This window comes from Chryseobacterium elymi (assembly GCF_003385495.1).
GTDB lineage: Bacteria > Bacteroidota > Bacteroidia > Flavobacteriales > Weeksellaceae > Chryseobacterium > Chryseobacterium elymi.
The window spans coordinates 1-16,603 of the sequence record NZ_QNUH01000006.1 but is presented as its reverse complement, the minus strand read 5'-3'; the positions used below and the strand labels follow the sequence as shown (position 1 = coordinate 16,603).

The window sequence follows — 16,603 nt, the reverse complement described above, 5'->3', positions numbered from 1 at the left end:
TATGAAAATTTTAGAAAATGTAATTGCCAACAAGAATTTGTTGTTTACAGATGCTTCCACCGGTGTTTCTACGCCGGTTGGAACACTGTACCGTTCTTTAGGCCTCAATCCTGTAGAAAAAGGATTGATCTTTTTGTACAATGACAATCAGGTACCCAGTATTGAAGTGCTCCTCAATTTTTATGGAACGGCACATGCCATTGCTGTTTTAGGGCAGAAACTGCATCCGGAATTTAAAGACCGTCTGGAAGCCGAATACCGTCCCAAATATATCTTTGATCCCTCAAGAGATGAGGTTCAGGGATATTCGTTAAAGGAGTTTTCTGAAACGGTGAAAATCTTTGCTAAGGAAGATTACCAGCCGGAAGTCACGATTCATCCTGACATCAAGATCCTTTTAAGTACTTCCGGAACTACCGGAGTTCCAAAACTGGTGAAACTTTCCGATGAAAACCTTTATCAGAACGCCGTGAGCATCCTTCAATACATGCCTATCCTGGAAACGGATGTAGTTCCGCTCAACGTACCGATTAATTTCGTGTACGGTTTTTCTATTTTTACCACCAACTGTATGCGTGCGGGAAGAATAGTCTGTACAGACAAAGACATTATGCAGAAAGCATTCTGGGATGAAATGGAAGAGTATGGGTACAGTACGCTGGGAGGCGTTCCGTATCTATACGAAAACCTGAACAGAATCGGATTCTTCAGAAAAGACAGTTCCAGTCTGAGGTACATGACGCACACGGGAGGGGTGATCAATGCTGAATTGAGAAAAACCATCTTCAATTACTGCCTTGAGTTTGAAAAACAATTTTTCGCTCAGTACGGACAAACCGAAGCAGGCGGAAGAATGGCTTATCTTACCACAGACGGACTTCTTGAAGAGGAAACGTCTATAGGTACCCCCGTAAATGGAGGAAGCTTCCAGATCGATCCTGAAACGGATGAACTGCTCTTCTTACATTCAAGCATCAGCGGTGGATATGCCAACAAGCTTGAAGATCTTTCCACTTACGAGCAGCCTAAGGTTCTTCATACAGGAGATACAGGCAGAAGAGGGCAGAACGGACTGTACTACATCACAGGAAGAATCAAGCGGATCATGAAGCTTTTCGGGATCCGCCTCAACCTGGATGAGGTAGAATTTATCCTTAAGAATGAATTGGAAGGCAATACAGTGGTCTGTCTGAACGGCAATGACAAAAAAATCATTGTTCTGTATGACAACATCAATATTGATCCTAAGACCATTACGGAAACCATTAAAAATAAACTGCGCATCAACCCGCAGTACGTACGCACCGAGCACATAGAATCATTTCCATTATCACAAAACGGCAAAATAAACTATCCACTGTTACAAAACTTACAGCATGAAAACATTTAGAACCCTTATATTACTTTTACTTCTTGTCAGCTTCCCGCTTATCGTTTCTGCCCAGCAGAGTGAACGCGTTAACGGCAAGGTCATGCTGTCTGAAAAGGTCCCTGTAAAAAATGCGCTTTTAAGGTTAGTCAATACGCCGTATCAGGCAAAAACCAATAATTTAGGAGAATATTATTTTGATAATGTGCCACCCGGAGCGTATACGCTCCAGGTGGTTTTAAATGACATTGAGCTGATGCGTGAGCAGATCCGCATTGAGAAAGACGTCTTTGAAATTCCGGTGATTTACACTTCAGTAGAAAACAACGTTATCGAAGGGATCACAGTATACGCCGTAAGCAGAAATAAGTTTCTGGATAAGGACAGTACCTCGATCTCTAAAATGCCTTTGAAAAACATAGAAAATCCTCAAATGTATACAAGCATCAACCAGCAGATCCTGAAAGAACAGTTGGTTTATGATGTTTCGGACGCTTTAAAAAACGTTCCGGGTATTGTAAAAATGCAGGGAAGTGCAGGGAGAGCGGGAGACGGAAGTTTTTATTATAATTTAAGAGGTTTTCCTACCAGAGTTTCTATGGTAGATGGCGTACCAGCAACAACCAATTCAGAAATTGACCCCGCAGATATTGAGCGTATCGACGTGATCAAAGGGCCTTCCGGAACACTTTACGGTGGTGCAGTGAATTCTTTTGGAGGACTGATCAATGTGGTGACGAAAAAATCGAAAGATTATTTCGGGGGAGAAGTTTCTTATCTTTTAGGAAGCTACAATCTGAACCGTGTGACAGCTGATGTATATGGCCCGATAACAGATTCAAGAAAAACTCTATTCCGTCTGAATGCTGCTTATCAGTATCAGAACGGATTCAGGGATTCTGAATTCAGAAAGTCAATGTTTGTAGCCCCGACACTCAGTTACCAGGTAAATGACCGGTTAAAGTTCAATTTGGGAGCTCAGATTTACACGTACGAAGGAACAAATACGCCAATTATTTTCCTATCCAGAACAAGGAAGTTTTTCGCGACAACTCCTGACGAACTTGGATTTGACTGGAAAAAATCTTATTCCAATAATGATATGAGTTTAAAGGCACCTTCCATCAATGTAAAAGCTGAGGTCAATTACAAAATTTCAGATCAGTGGAGTTCTCAGACTTTGATCTCAAGAAATTACAGGAAAACGGAAGGGTTGTACCAGTATCAGTTCATCAGGGGAAATACCAGCGACGCCCTCTTGGAGCGTAATGTACAGTGGCAGAATTCTGAGGGAGCTTCGACAAGTATTCAGCAGAATTTTAACGGAGAATTTAAAATAGGGAAAATTAAAAATAAGGTTCTTATCGGCTTGGACTATTTGAATCAGTCATTAAACAACAATAATTCTCCAATCGTTAAATACGACACCATCAACGGGCAGAATCTGACAGCCAAGTATGGTATGATATCTAAAGATTTGGTGCTTCAAAAAATACAGACTTTTACCCGGGCCGCCATCGAAGCTGGTAAATCACCCTTGGAAAGAAATACATTCTCAAGTAATATGTATGGCGCTTATATTTCCGATGCTGTTTATATTACGGATCGTTTAGTTACTCTATTGAGTTTACGTTTAGATCATTATGAAAGTAACGGACAGCTTGACCTGAACACGAATGCCCTTAATCCTTCTTCACCAAAATTCAAGCAGACTGCATTGTCTCCAAAACTGGGTGTATCCTACCAGATCTTTAAAGACCGTTTATCAGCTTATGCCAACTATATGAACGGCTTCAGCTACACACCTCCGGCTTCTCAGCCGCTTTCAGACTACAGCGGAGATTTCAAGCCACAAAAGTCTAATCAGTGGGAAGTGGGATTCAAAGGAAATCTTTGGAGAAACAGAGTGAATTTTACCGTAGGATATTATGATATTCTGGTTGATAATATGCTAAGATTAACAGAAGTAATCCGTGACGGAAAAAGCCATAGTATTACCATCCAGGACGGAGAGCAGAGAAGTAAAGGAATTGAAATTGAAACTATCCTGAACCCTATTCATGGCTTGAATATTATGGCAGGATATTCTTACAACGACAGTAAGTTTGTAAAAGCTGCCGCTAATGTAGATGGGCGTCGTCCGTCATCCGCAGGTCCGGCTAATGTATTCAATTCATGGGTCAGCTATATATTGCCAATCAAAGGATTTCAGGGACTTGGATTAGGTTTTGGAGTGAACCGTGTGGGTGAGCAGGTTAGTGTAGACAACGTGACTACCGGACAGTTTATATTCCCGGCTTATACTTTAATAAACGCTTCCATATCTCTTGAAAAAGAAAGATACAGATTAGGATTTAAAATGAATAATTTAGGAAATGCGCAGTATTTCGCAGGACAGGGTGTTATAGTAGCCCAAATGCCCCGTAACTTTGTAGCAGAGGTTACCCTTAAGTTTTAATATGAATTCTATACTCAGAAAGACAGCATATCAATTACATCTATGGCTCGGACTAACGTCCGGGCTTATAGTTGTTATAATGGCAGTTACCGGATGTATTCTCGCTTTTGAAAAAGAACTGAAACATGCTATACACCCGGAGAAATATTTCGTCAAAACCATTAAAAAAGAAAAACTGCAGTTTTCTGAACTTAAGTTGAAAGCAGAACAGGCACTTCCTGACACTTTAAAGGTTAGCAGGGTAGAAATATCCTCAGATCCATCCCGAAGCTATGCATTCCGTTCACTGAAAATGAACAATACAGCTCTGACCTATTGGGGAACTTATATTCATTATTACAGAGTTTATATAGATCCTTACACCGGAAAGGTTCTTGAAGTGGAAAATGCAAAGAATGATTTTTTTGAGATTGTGATGGACCTTCACCGAAGGCTTTTATTAGGTGAAAAAATTGGTAAAACGATTACAGGATATTCCACACTGATACTGGCTATAATGCTTTTTTCCGGACTGGTGATCTGGTATCCAAAAAAAATGAATAAAAAGGCTTTGAAAGGGATGTTTTCCATTAAAATATCAGCCAAATGGAAAAGAATCAATTATGACATACACAAAGTCCTCGGATTTTATGCAGTTATTCCTTTATGCCTTATTTCATACGCCGCTTTGATATGGAATTTTGAAGATGTTGATCAATGGATCAAAAAAACACTGAACGGAAAGACGAAAACCGAACAGAAGGCTAAAAGTACCATTCCTTCTGAAGAATCTTCAGACAAGAAAAATATTTTGAATATCGTAGGAAACAGGGTAGAACAGAGCCTCGCGAATAAGAAATCTGCACTCATCAGCTTTCCTAAAACAGAAGAAGGGACTTATTATGCTGAGGTAACGTACGGGAATAAGCAATACCAGAATGAGCAGTTCAATTTTGATCAGTATTCAGGAAAAATACTAAGGCATCAATCCTACAAAGACAAAAATATCGGCAATGGAACAGCATTAAGAGAAAGAAATTATGACCTTCATACAGGAAGTCTCTTTGGAATGACAGGCCGGATTGTATACCTTTTTGCAGGCATGATTGCAGCTTCACTTCCCATCACAGGCTTCATTATTTATATCAACAGAAAAAAGAAGAAACCTAAGAAAAAGAAAGGGAAGATATTGACTCTTTCCAATTAAAAAAACAAAAATTCAGATAAGTGTAACGTAGCTGTTACACTTTTTTTATTTCAAAGATCCTATTGATATCAATAACATAAGTATCTACTTAGTCTGTAAGATCTGCGAGAATCCTTAGATTAAATCTGCTCTACGATTTTAGATGTTTTTTGCCTCTCGCAGATTCAGCGGATTGTGCAGATTAATAAAACGCAAACATCTGCCATATCTGCTTAATCTGCGAGAGATTTCCTATAACAATCTTTTAGCGTTATCAGAAAGAATGTCAATACTCTTTTCCATTTCCTCAAAGTTAAGATTTCCAAAACCCAGTCTCATCGCTGTAAGATCTTTAGTCTGATAGAGTAATGTTTTAGGAATAAACAGATTGTTCTGTGCACAGTTCCGGCTTAGCTGCATCAGGTTGACAGGAATATTCCATTCCAACCAGAAAGCAAGACCTCCCGAAGGCTTCTGGAAATTGACTAATCCTTCTAAATTTTCTTCAAGTAATTCTGCAAAATAATCCCGTCTTTCCTGGTAAACCTTTAAAGACTTTTTAAGATACCGGTGTATTTCTCCCTCTTCAATCATTTCGCCCAAAGCCCTTTCCATTAAAATATCACCCTGACGGTCGATGATCCCAAGGTATTTCCTCATTTCAGCCATCAGATTTTCCGGAGCGACAATAAAACCGGTCCTGAACCCCGGTGCCAATGATTTCCCAAAAGATCCGATGTAAATCACCATTCCTTTCGTATCTGCACTTGCCAACGGAAGAATGGGACTTTTATCATAATGAAATTCATAATCGTAATCATCTTCCAGAATGATAAACCCGAATTCATGGGCAAGATCCAACAGATCAAGCCTTCTCTGTGCACTTAACGCAACGGTAGTAGGATAGTGGTGATGCGGCGTAAGATAAAGCATCCGGATTTTCTGCTTTTTACAGGCTTCCCGGACGTTTTCTACGATAATTCCTTCTTCATCTATCGGCAGAGATACAATATTCACACCTGCTTTCTGGAAAATCATATTTACGGAAAAATAGCTCAAAGCGCCTACCAATACAGTATCTCCTGCGGAAAGGAGAATTTCGGAAACGATATAGATACTCATTTCTGTACTCCGGGTAATGAGAAGATTGTTCTTTGAAATAGGCAGTCCGCGGGATAGATTAAGATAATGTGACAGGTGTTCCTTAAAAAATTCACTTCCGTCATAATTGTAATGGCCCAGCATTTTCTGGTTAGATTTCCGTTTAAGAATAGAGCTGTAAAACCTTGAATGCTGTCCGATCTGAGTCAGCCTTATATCCGGAACACCGTCATTAAACACATACTCACAGTCCGAATGTTCAAAAGGGTTGTCCAGAATATTCGAAGTTTTAAAAGAAAAACCTGCAGTTTCAGGATAATTCTGAAGACTGTTTTTCTCAAAATTTTTAACCCTCGTTGGCTTTTCCTGATTTTCCCCGATGATGAATGTTCCTTTGTTCGGAAGACTTTCAACCCAGCCCTGCGCGGATAATTCATCATAAATCGCAACAGCAGTATTCCGATGGATTTCCAGGATTTCACTGAATGTCCGGGTTCCCGGCAGCTTGGTACCATAAGGCAAGAAACCTCTCTGAATAGCATTAATCAGTTGATTGGCTATCTGCATATAGATCGCAGTCTCTGAATTTCTGTCAATTTCTATAAAACTTTGGTAAGGAATCTTAACCGGACTATCCATAATATTAAAACTGGCACCTTTTAATGGTCCGGCAATATACTAATTTTGGTTCAAAATAAAAATCTATGAAATTTCAACAATTACTTGAAAGAATTGTACAGGATGGTGGAACTCATGCCAAATGGCTGAATACGCTTTCGTTCATGGAAAATGCGGGCGCCAGAAAGATCTCTAAGTGTGAGCATCCGGTTTCCGTTACGCTGATTCAGCTGAAACATGCTGCTGAAGAACATCGTCATGCTTATTATCTAAAAAAACAGATTGGCAAAATAGATCCCGAATTATGTAAAACCTATGAAGCAGACGAGCTTCTGGCCCCGACTGCCACCAGACAGTATCTTCATTCTCTGGATGTAAAGGCTTGCAGATACCTTCAGACTGCATTTAACCTGAACAAAGAAGAACTGAAATTTGCAGCCTACCTTTTTGTGACCTATGCTATTGAGGTTCGTGCAGATGAGCTCTATCCGGTTTACCAGGATATCCTGACCAAAAAATCTTCAAAAATTATGGTGAAATCTATTATTCTGGAAGAAGAAGGGCATCTTGAAGAAATGATTCATCAGTTAAATGAATTTTCCGCAGACTGGAAATTACACGCAGAAAGGATTCTTACAATAGAAAAAAAACTGCATAATCAGTGGATCAATGCCATAGCAGAGGAAGTTTCTCAATTAAATTATGCTTAAAAAATTTCAGGAAGCTCTTGATAAAAGAAAAGAAGCGGGAATATTGCGAACTTTAAAGCCAAAATTATCCGGTATTGATTTTTATTCCAATGATTATCTTGGCCTGGCAGGAAATGAAGAACTTCAGGCACAACTGCTCCTGAAAGTTCAGGAAAACCCTCAGCTTCTTTCAGGAAGCTCCGGTTCAAGGTTGATTAGCGGAAACAGCAATATAACTGATGAAGCAGAAAATTATATCGCCGAACAGCATCAATATCCTGCAGCTCTGCTCTTTTCTTCCGGATATAATGCCAATCTGTCCTTATTTTCTACGCTGCCGAACCGTCACGACACGATTATTGTTGATGAGCAGATTCACCGTTCTGTTCATGATGCCTGCAGGATGTCACATGCTAAAAAATTAAAATTCCGGCATAATGACCTGGCAGATCTGGAAAATATCCTGAAAAAGCAAACCGGGTCCTGTTATATTGCTATAGAAAGCCTGTATTCAATGGACGGAGATCTCGCACCTATTCAGGAAATTGCAGCTTTAGCCAAAAAATATGATGCTGCACTGATTGTAGACGAAGCCCATGCTTTCGGAGTTTTCGGATATGGTTTGATTGAGAAATGCGAATTACAGAAAGATGTTTTTGCCGCTGTAGTGACTTATGGAAAAGCTTTAGGAGCCCATGGTGCAGCTATTCTTTGTGATGAAACCGTGAAATCCTATTTAGTGAATTTTGCATCTCCTTTTATCTATACCACAGCAGCACAGGATTTTTTATGGATGGCTATTAAAACAGGTTATGAATTTTTAAAGCAAAAACCGGAACTGTCAGAAAAACTTCATCAAAATATTGAAATTTTCAGCAATCAGAATATACAAACACCATCTTCACAGATAAGCCCGATACAAGCCATTCTGATTCCTGACAATCAGCAATTAAAAAACTTACAGAAAACATTATCTGAAAATAGCTTCTTAACCTACGCTGTCTACAGTCCAACTGTGAAAACAGGAACCGAAAGACTCAGAATATGCCTTCACAGCTTTAATACTGAAGAAGAAATTGTAGAACTAACGAGAATTATTAAAGAATTTATTTAAGACGAGTCAATAAACACCAAACCCCGAATCTTGCAATCTGTAATAACAAATGAATCAACTATTTATCACCGGCATAGGCACCGAAGTAGGAAAAACAGTATGCTCTGCCGTTTTAACGCAATATTTTAAAGCAGATTACTGGAAACCCGTGCAATCCGGGGATCTCGACTATACGGACAGCCATAAAATAGAATTGTGGACAGAGAGCACCGTCTGCCATCCGGAAACCTACCGTCTTCAACTGGCAGCATCACCACATCAGTCTGCCAGGGAAGAAAATATAGAAATCAGTTTAGATCAGTTTCAGCTTCCCAAAACAGATAACAAACTAATCGTAGAAGGGGCCGGAGGGCTTATGGTGCCTCTTACAGATGATATTTTCATGATCGATCTTATAGAAAAACTGGATCTTCCGGTGGCATTGGTGGTGAGGAATTATTTAGGATGCATTAACCACAGTTTACTTTCCATCATGGCCTTAAAACAAAGAAAACTTAGGCTGGAATACTTGATTTTCAATGGAAATTTCCCTCCGGATACCGAAAGAGTGATCTGTAACTTTATGAAAAGAGAAACCAGAATTATCTACATTCCTGAAATCGACCAGCCAACTAAAGTCAGCATTAAAGCTGCCGCAGAACAATTAACAAAAACAAATTTATGATAATGGATAAACAAACAACCGTAAGAAACAACTGGACAAAAGAAGAAATAGAAGAAATTTATCACCAGCCGTTACTGGAACTGATTTATAAAGCATCTACCGTTCACCGTGAATGGCACAATCCGACCGAAGTACAGATCTCCACCTTATTATCCATCAAAACAGGAGGATGTCCTGAAGACTGCTCATATTGCGGTCAGGCGGCGCGTTACCATACCAATATCAAAGTGCAGGCATTGCTCCCGACAGAAACCGTTATTGCCCACGCTCAAAAAGCAAAAGACAGCGGTTCATCCCGTTTCTGTATGGCCGCAGCATGGCGTGAAGTCCGTAACAACAGAGATTTCGACAGGGTAATTGATATGGTAAAAGGCGTGAACGAACTTGGACTGGAAGTATGCTGTACTTTAGGAATGCTAACCGAAGAACAGGCCATCCGTCTTCAGGAAGCAGGTCTATATGCTTACAATCATAACCTTGATACTTCTGAACAGTATTACGAAGAAATTATCTTAACCCGAACATTCGATAACAGAATCAATACCATCAATAATGTAAGAAAAGCTGGAATAACGGTTTGCTCAGGGGGAATTATCGGGCTTGGGGAAACGCATAGAGACAGAATTTCAATGCTTTTAACCCTTGCCACAATGCCCAAACATCCGGAATCAGTTCCTATCAATGCGTTAGCAAGAGTAGCAGGAACCCCGCTCGAGGATAACGAAAAAGTAGATACCTGGGAAATGGTAAGAATGATTGCTACTGCAAGAATTGTTATGCCTTCTTCAATGGTCAGATTAAGCGCAGGACGTATCGAAATGAATGAAACAGAACAAGCATGGTGCTTTATGGCCGGAGCCAATTCCATCTTTACAGGAGAAAGAGAAACCCTGTTGGTAACGCCAAATCCGGGAGTTTCCGAAGATATGCAAATGCTGGAAAAACTGGGTCTGAAACCGATGAAGATGAAGGAGAATAGTTGTTGTTAATGAGTTTCGGGATGAGGGGTAGCTACAATTGGCATGGAACGATCATCTCCACTAACTTCTAACCTCTAATTTCTAACTTCTAATTAAAAAAAATGAATACATCAATACAATCTCTACAGTCAAGAGATAAAGCCGTCAACTGGCATCCCTACACGCAGATGAAAACAGCAGGAGATGCAGTGCCTATCGTAAAAGGAAAAGGCGTCTATTTATATGACGATGAAGGCAAGAAGTATATTGATGCGGTTTCATCCTGGTGGGTGACTTTGCACGGCCATGCCCATCCTTATATAGCAGAGCGGGTATTCGAACAGCTAAATACTTTGGAGCAGGTTATTTTTGCGGGCTTTACGCATGAACCGGCCGTTCAGTTGTCTGAGAATTTATTAAAATTGCTGCCTGAAAATCAGAAAAAGGTTTTCTATTCAGATAATGGTTCTACAGCAGTAGAAGCAGCATTAAAAATGTGTATTCAATACGCCTATAATCTTGGAAAAGATAAGACTAAGATTCTGGCTTTCAGAAATGCCTATCATGGTGATACCTTCGGAGCGATGTCTGTGAGCGGGAGAAGTGTCTGGACAAAGCCTTTCGGAAGTATGCTGTTCGAAGTGGTTTTTATTGATATACCTAACGCAGAAAATCTGGAAAGCATAAAAATTAAAATCAGAAATATAGCAGAAGAGACAGCCTGTTTTATCTATGAACCATTGGTACAGGGCGCAGCAGGAATGCTGATGTATGAGGCCAAACATCTGGATGAGCTGATGAAGTTCTGCAGAAGCAAAGAAATTCTGATGATTCAGGATGAAGTATTTACAGGTTTCGGGAGAACCGGAAAACTGTTTGCTGCCAATCACCTGACGGAAATGCCGGATATTATGTGTTTCTCAAAAGGCCTCACCGGAGGAACAATGCCTATGGGAATTACCACCTGTTCGCAGGAAATTTTTAATGCCTTTTTATCGGATGACAAATACAAGACGTTGTTTCACGGACATTCCTTTACGGCTAATCCGCTAGCCTGCACAGCTGCATTGGCAAGCATGGAACTTTTATTAAAGAAAGAAACGTTAACAGCCATCGACCGTATCAGCAGACAACATTTAGAATTTGCCAAAATTCTTTCAAAGCATGCTGATGTTGAAAATGTACGCCATACTGGAACTATTCTGGCCTTTGAATACAAAACTGCTCAGAATACTTCTTATTTTAATCAAATTGGAAAGGTTCTGTATGATGAATTCCTTAAACGTGGGATTATTATGCGTCCACTGGGGAATGTCATGTATCTGGTTCCACCTTATTGCATTAGTGCGGAAGATCTGAATTTTATTTACCAGAATATTTTGGAGGTTTTAGATACTTTTAAGCATTAAGATCATTCCCCCATTGATGCAACTGATTAAGAATAGGACCTAATTTTTTGCCCTGATCAGTAGGCTTATAATAGACTTCAGGAGGGAAATTATAGACTTCAATCCGTTGAATAATATGATTTTCCTCCATCTGTTTCAGCTGCTCCGAAAGCACTTTCTTTGAAACCATCGGCATTTTTCGCCATAATTCTATAAACCCACTGTAAGGAAAACCGTGAATACATTCGGAAGAAGATCAATGAAAACGATCTGGAGAACAGATGCTTAGTTCTCCAGGACGGGATGGAATATTCTTTATAATTAATTTAAAAGAGTTTAAATCTATTAATCTTTAAGAAGAGTGGATTGGGGGATGGCTCATTTTTTGGATACCCTCTCTAAATTAATTTCTATGCTATCCCTATTTCTCTTAGAACTTAACTGGAAAGAATTATTTCTGGGACATGAAGAATGGTCTTTCCTTCTGGAAATCATACTCCGGACTGCCATTATGTTTATTGCTATTATCATTGGCTTAAGGGTTTTAGGGAAAAGAGGAGTAAAGCAGCTTTCTATTTTTGAGCTGGTCGTTATTATCGGTTTAGGTTCTGCGGCTGGTGATCCTATGTTCAATAAAGATGTTGGTATTATTTCTTCCATTCTCGTTTTTATAGTCATCATTCTTTTATACAGTATTGTCACTTTTTTTATAGGAAGAAGCAAAAAATTTGAGAAACTGGTGGAAGGAAGTTCCATCTGCCTGATCAAGGACGGTGAATTTGCCATTGAAAATTTTAAAAAAGAAAATCTGGGCAGCGATGAATTTTTTGCCGAATTAAGATTGAAGGGAATATCACAGCTTGGACAGATTGAAACAGCTATTGAAGAAATTTCCGGTGAGATCAGTGTATTTTACTATGAAGATAAAGATGTTAAGTATGGCCTTCCCATCATGCCGGATTCATTAAAAAATCCATTAAAAAAAATTCATAAAGAAAGTCAATATTCCTGTATCTTCTGTGGACATACCGAATTTAAAGCAGAAGGAAATAAAGCATCCTGTCCCAAATGTAAAAAAGATGAATGGGTGGAAGCAAGCAACAAAAGGAGAATAACTTAGCCAGACAAAACATTTAAAAGGACTGTTCTTTCAGGTACAGTCCTTTTGTTTTAATCTTCAACACATTTATTCCTGGCCGCCTTCATTCCGAAGTAAAACATCAGAATAACAGCAAAACTTAAAAAGTAAAAAGAACTTTTCCACGAGACGTCCCAATCATGAAGCTTTCCGAAGACAGGAGGACCGAACGCCGCAATCAGATACCCTACAGACTGTGCCATTCCCGATATTTTTACCGCATTGGCACTGTTCTTTGTTCTTGTCGAAAAAAACAGAATAGACAGGCTGAAAGACAAACCATTAGAAACACCGATAATGACAGCATTAGCATAGATCCATTGCGCCTGCAGCCAGACAAACATCATCGTACTTCCGAACATCAAACTGCAGATAAGTACGATCAGAATCCGTTGATCCTTCATTTTCCCGGCAATAATCGGGGCACAGAAAGTAATAGGGATCATGGTAATCTGAATAAAAAACAGGACCCATCCCGCATTTTCACTTTCCATTTTACAATCAGTAAGAAATGAAGGCAGCCATGCCATCATGCAGTAATAAAATAAAGACTGCAGCCCCATAAATACACTGATATTCCATGCCTGCGCAGATTTAAACATATTAAAATCAGAAACACTTAAAGCTGCTTTTGCCTGCCCCCGGTTCTTTTTATTGAATATCAGTTCCAGAATAAGAACAAAAAAACCCAGCCCGGCAATGATCAGCCAGATTCCCAGCGAGCCCCGCCATCCGAATCCTGTCCATTCTCCGATTTTCACACTGAAACCTGAGGCTAAGGCAGCTGTAAGATTCATAGAAACTGCAAAAATCCCGGTCATCAAACCGATCTGTTTAGAAAAATTATTCTTGATATACCCCGGAGTCACTACATTTCCGATACAAATTCCAAGTCCTATGAATACGGATCCTGCGAAAAGCATCCAAAGAGATCCCGTAATCCGTAAGAATAGTCCAAAACTTAAAATAATCAGGGAATACATCAGAAACCGGCTGATACTGAATTTATACGAAAATCTGCTCACTAAAACGGAACAGGTTGCAAACATAAACAGTGGAATAGAAGTAAGCAGGCTCACCTGAAAACTATTCATATTCAGAGTATCCCGTATATCCCCCAATACCGGGGAAACAGAGATAATAGGAGATCTCAGATTACTGGATACCAGGATCACAACCAGCACATTGAGCATCATCAGAACATAAGAAGCATTCTTTCTTGATTCACTCTTCATCATATAATTAATATTTGACGCAAAATTAATTCAGCGGTTTTATTTAGTTTTGCCAAAATATTAACCTAAAACGACATGAGTCCTCACGACACTATAGATATTGATCAATTGAAGAAACCATATTTTGTTTGGTTTGAAGAAGACTGGCGACATGATGACATTCTGCATTCTCACCAAAAAGGGCAGCTTGTTTACGTGGAAAGTGGGTTTCAGTATATCACGGTTGATGGGAAAATCTATCTTCTTCCGCAAAATCATGCAGCCTGGATTCCACCAGGCGCCATCCATAAAACCAATTCTCATTCAGAAAAAATTAAACTGATGATCATGTTCGCCGATGCAGAAGAAAGCAGTGTTTTTCATCATAAGATTAATATTTTTTCTGTTCCTCCTGTCCTGAAGGAAATGATAAAGTATGCAGAAAAATGGTCAAAAAATATTTCAAAAGACCCGAATGAGATTCTTTTCTTACAGGCCCTTTTCAATGAGCTGCCCCATTTTGTGGAACATTCACTGAAGCTTCATATCAGTCTTCCTGAAGATAAAAGATTATCTAAATCTATTGAATATCTTCACAACCATTACCGGGAAGACGTGAGAATGGTGGATCTGAGCGAAATTTCAATGCTTTCCTTACGCACACTGGAGCGCATTTTTAAAAAAGAGACAGGAATGACAATTGCCAAATACCAGCAGATACTAAGAATCATTAAAAGCCTGGAGCTGCTGAACTCCGGTGACCATACCATTTCCGAAACGGCATACAAAGTAGGGTATAAGAGTGTTCAGTCCTTTACAAGAAGTTTCCGGTCTGTAATGCAGTCCAGACCTACGGATTTTATAAAAACTACTCAATAATTCAGCTGTAAATTATTATCAGAGCAAAAAAAATCTCCAGGTTGCCCCAGAGATTCATATTAATCTAAATAAGTTCTAGAACTTAAATGTGCATCCGCAAACGCTCATTTTGCCTTCAACGACGGTAGTCCATTGTCCGTTCCATGTCCCTCCGTAAGAAGCACAGATTGAAGGACATATTTCTTTTGCATCTTCGTTGCTCCAGATAGGTCCTGCTAAAACGTCCATAGTATATTCTGTACTTCCGGATGGTTGCGTATCATATTCAACTTCGATAACGCTCATCTGACCTTCGACAATAGTGCTCCATTGCCCAGTGAATTTTCCTAAATGTGCCGCAGCAATACGGCCTCCGATTTTTTGTGCTTCATCATTGCTCCAAAGCGGACCTGCAATGATATTGATTTTGAATGTTGACATGGTGTAATGTTTTTAAGTTGTTTAACATTACAAAGTTGTCACTTTAAAGAGATATATGCTAGCGTAGAAAATACCAAATTTACCATTCCGTATTTACACTTAATTGCAAAAAATAATAGCCTAAAATGAAAAAGGTCCCCTAAAGGAGGAGACCTTAAAAAAACACAAATGATGAAAAAAAATTATTTCGATCCACAAATATAGGTAAAATTGTATTATGCAAAACATTATATAAGCATAAAATTTAAAAAAGTATTAATTCCAATTAAAAATAAGGGTCTGTTCAATAATGCTTTTCTTACAATTTCCTTTAAAATATATAGTAAGATATTATCATAAACCAAAAAAATAATTAAAAAACATTTTTTTAGTAAAAATAGTTTAACCGCATGATTAAGGTCATAAAAGATCCTATCCATTTCCTCCTATTTTTTGAGAATTATAAATTAAACTGCATTTTCCCGGATACATTAAGTTTTAACATCAGCCTCTCCATCGAGGAGCTTTATTTAGACCGTTATGATCGCGCTCATAAAGAAATACCTTTTGTTTTTATAACTTAGTACAAAATCAGTTAAGATGAAACCTAAGCAGATCAATAAAGTTCCACAGCAGCAATCCGGTGGATTTCACGATACGGAAAGCCACAAGCAGTTTGCACTGGCACTTCTACCGCTTAAGTTTGACATTTTGAAACAAAGATTTTTTTCAGTGAATCTGTGGAAAAGCTATTGTGGTGAAGGCTTTGCAGCCTTTAAGCTTTATGATTCCGAAGGAAATGCAGCTGAAAGGCCTCCTCAAAAAGGAGATTTTATGAGAATTGATATTCCCGGACCGGGAGAACCTGAAGCAAAAGGATATGACTGGGTAGAAGTAACCGATATCTGCTTTCAGGAAGATCACTATTCGGAAAGCATTTTAATAACATGCAGACCATCCGTAAATCCCCAAAACAGAAAAAACAGTCATACCGCTCATTTTTACAGTTCCAGAGCGACTTCTACTTTTATGATTGCAAGAACACCGACTCATCTGAAAGCCGCAGTCTACGGACGGAATGAAACACCCAATTTTAATGCCGGATATATTGATATCATAAGAAATCTTATGGTTGCAGCCGGAGGAATGATGGGAATCTCAAAGATACAGTGGAAAAAACTGGCGGATGGTTTCTTGGATTTTGAGTAAAATTTCATTTATTTTCATATCAGAAAAAAATATTTTTATCATTAGTTTCTTGTTTTTAATCACAACCATTTCCTGATTGATTAAACGCTAGGATAAACAAATCCGTTTCACTTATTAAAAGCAATACAGAGAAGTATATTGTATTACAATAAATGTAATTATTTTCAGATATTTTTTACACGAATCAAATTAAATACATCAAAAAAAATGATATTTAACATATTTCTGATATTATAAGT

At 38.8% G+C, this 16,603-nt stretch carries 15 protein-coding genes; 11 read left to right on the top strand and 4 right to left on the bottom strand.

From position 1 onward, the window contains the following. Window position 1: 1 nt before the first annotated feature. From DRF60_RS08250 to DRF60_RS08240, 3 genes are read left to right on the top strand one after another with little or no spacing between them, the layout of a single operon-like run. Entirely contained in the window at window positions 2-1,390 is a 1,389-nt protein-coding gene (locus DRF60_RS08250) for an AMP-binding protein (protein WP_116011633.1), read from the top strand. Beyond that, on the top strand, window positions 1,377-3,827 hold the full coding sequence (locus tag DRF60_RS08245) for a TonB-dependent receptor (RefSeq protein WP_185144580.1): 2,451 nt from the start codon (window positions 1,377-1,379) through the stop codon (window positions 3,825-3,827). The genes DRF60_RS08250 and DRF60_RS08245 overlap by 14 nt, the downstream gene beginning before the upstream one ends. 1 nt (window position 3,828) lies before the next feature. Then, a complete protein-coding gene (locus tag DRF60_RS08240) occupies window positions 3,829-5,013 on the top strand; it encodes a PepSY-associated TM helix domain-containing protein (protein WP_116011632.1) in 1,185 nt (394 codons plus the stop codon). A gap of 231 nt (window positions 5,014-5,244) precedes the next feature. Here DRF60_RS08240 and DRF60_RS08235 read toward each other — a convergent pair whose 3' ends face one another. Beyond that, a complete protein-coding gene (locus DRF60_RS08235) occupies window positions 5,245-6,732 on the bottom strand; it encodes an aminotransferase-like domain-containing protein (RefSeq protein ID WP_116011631.1) in 1,488 nt (495 codons plus the stop codon). Window positions 6,733-6,797: 65 nt separating this feature from the next. Between DRF60_RS08235 and DRF60_RS08230 the strand changes: the two genes are divergently transcribed. The 5 genes from DRF60_RS08230 (at window position 6,798) to bioA (ending at window position 11,546) form a co-directional block, all read left to right on the top strand. Then, window positions 6,798-7,421, top strand: a complete 624-nt coding sequence (locus DRF60_RS08230; protein ID WP_116011630.1) for a hypothetical protein — start codon at window positions 6,798-6,800, stop codon at window positions 7,419-7,421. Continuing rightward, window positions 7,414-8,514, top strand: coding sequence for an aminotransferase class I/II-fold pyridoxal phosphate-dependent enzyme (locus DRF60_RS08225; RefSeq protein ID WP_116011629.1), 1,101 nt, complete (start codon window positions 7,414-7,416; stop codon window positions 8,512-8,514). The genes DRF60_RS08230 and DRF60_RS08225 overlap by 8 nt, the downstream gene beginning before the upstream one ends. A 49-nt stretch (window positions 8,515-8,563) precedes the next feature. After that, on the top strand, window positions 8,564-9,178 hold the full coding sequence (gene bioD / locus DRF60_RS08220) for a dethiobiotin synthase (RefSeq protein WP_116011628.1): 615 nt from the start codon (window positions 8,564-8,566) through the stop codon (window positions 9,176-9,178). Window positions 9,179-9,180: 2 nt separating this feature from the next. Further along, the gene (gene bioB, locus DRF60_RS08215; protein WP_116011627.1) at window positions 9,181-10,167 is read left to right on the top strand and encodes a biotin synthase BioB; all 987 of its coding nucleotides are present in this window, start codon (window positions 9,181-9,183) and stop codon (window positions 10,165-10,167) included. 92 nt (window positions 10,168-10,259) lie between these two features. Further along, window positions 10,260-11,546: an adenosylmethionine--8-amino-7-oxononanoate transaminase gene (bioA, locus tag DRF60_RS08210; protein ID WP_116011626.1), complete on the top strand. Its 1,287-nt coding sequence runs from the start codon at window positions 10,260-10,262 to the stop codon at window positions 11,544-11,546. Here bioA and DRF60_RS08205 read toward each other — a convergent pair. Beyond that, window positions 11,536-11,739, bottom strand: coding sequence for a winged helix-turn-helix transcriptional regulator (locus DRF60_RS08205; protein ID WP_394337451.1), 204 nt, complete (start codon window positions 11,737-11,739; stop codon window positions 11,536-11,538). The two genes, bioA and DRF60_RS08205, sit on opposite strands and share 11 nt — an antisense overlap. 198 nt (window positions 11,740-11,937) lie before the next feature. On the opposite strand from DRF60_RS08205, the gene DRF60_RS08200 reads away from it, so the two are divergent. Then, window positions 11,938-12,645, top strand: a complete 708-nt coding sequence (locus tag DRF60_RS08200; protein WP_238640119.1) for a DUF421 domain-containing protein — start codon at window positions 11,938-11,940, stop codon at window positions 12,643-12,645. 50 nt (window positions 12,646-12,695) lie between these two features. Here the strand turns inward: DRF60_RS08200 and DRF60_RS08195 are convergent, their stop codons facing one another. Then, window positions 12,696-13,901, bottom strand: a complete 1,206-nt coding sequence (locus tag DRF60_RS08195) for a CynX/NimT family MFS transporter (protein WP_238640117.1) — start codon at window positions 13,899-13,901, stop codon at window positions 12,696-12,698. Window positions 13,902-13,973: 72 nt separating this feature from the next. Here DRF60_RS08195 and DRF60_RS08190 point away from each other — a divergent pair, with 72 nt between their 5' ends. Next, complete coding sequence (locus DRF60_RS08190; protein WP_116011623.1) at window positions 13,974-14,756, top strand: helix-turn-helix domain-containing protein; 783 nt, start codon at window positions 13,974-13,976, stop codon at window positions 14,754-14,756. A gap of 75 nt (window positions 14,757-14,831) precedes the next feature. On the opposite strand, the gene DRF60_RS08185 is transcribed toward DRF60_RS08190, so the two are convergent. After that, window positions 14,832-15,176 carry a mannan-binding lectin gene (locus tag DRF60_RS08185; protein ID WP_040995112.1) on the bottom strand — a complete coding sequence of 115 codons (345 nt, stop codon included), beginning with the start codon at window positions 15,174-15,176 and terminating at the stop codon, window positions 14,832-14,834. A gap of 579 nt (window positions 15,177-15,755) precedes the next feature. On the opposite strand from DRF60_RS08185, the gene DRF60_RS08180 reads away from it, so the two are divergent. Next, a complete protein-coding gene (locus DRF60_RS08180; protein WP_116011622.1) occupies window positions 15,756-16,364 on the top strand; it encodes a hypothetical protein in 609 nt (202 codons plus the stop codon). Window positions 16,365-16,603 lie beyond the last annotated feature (239 nt).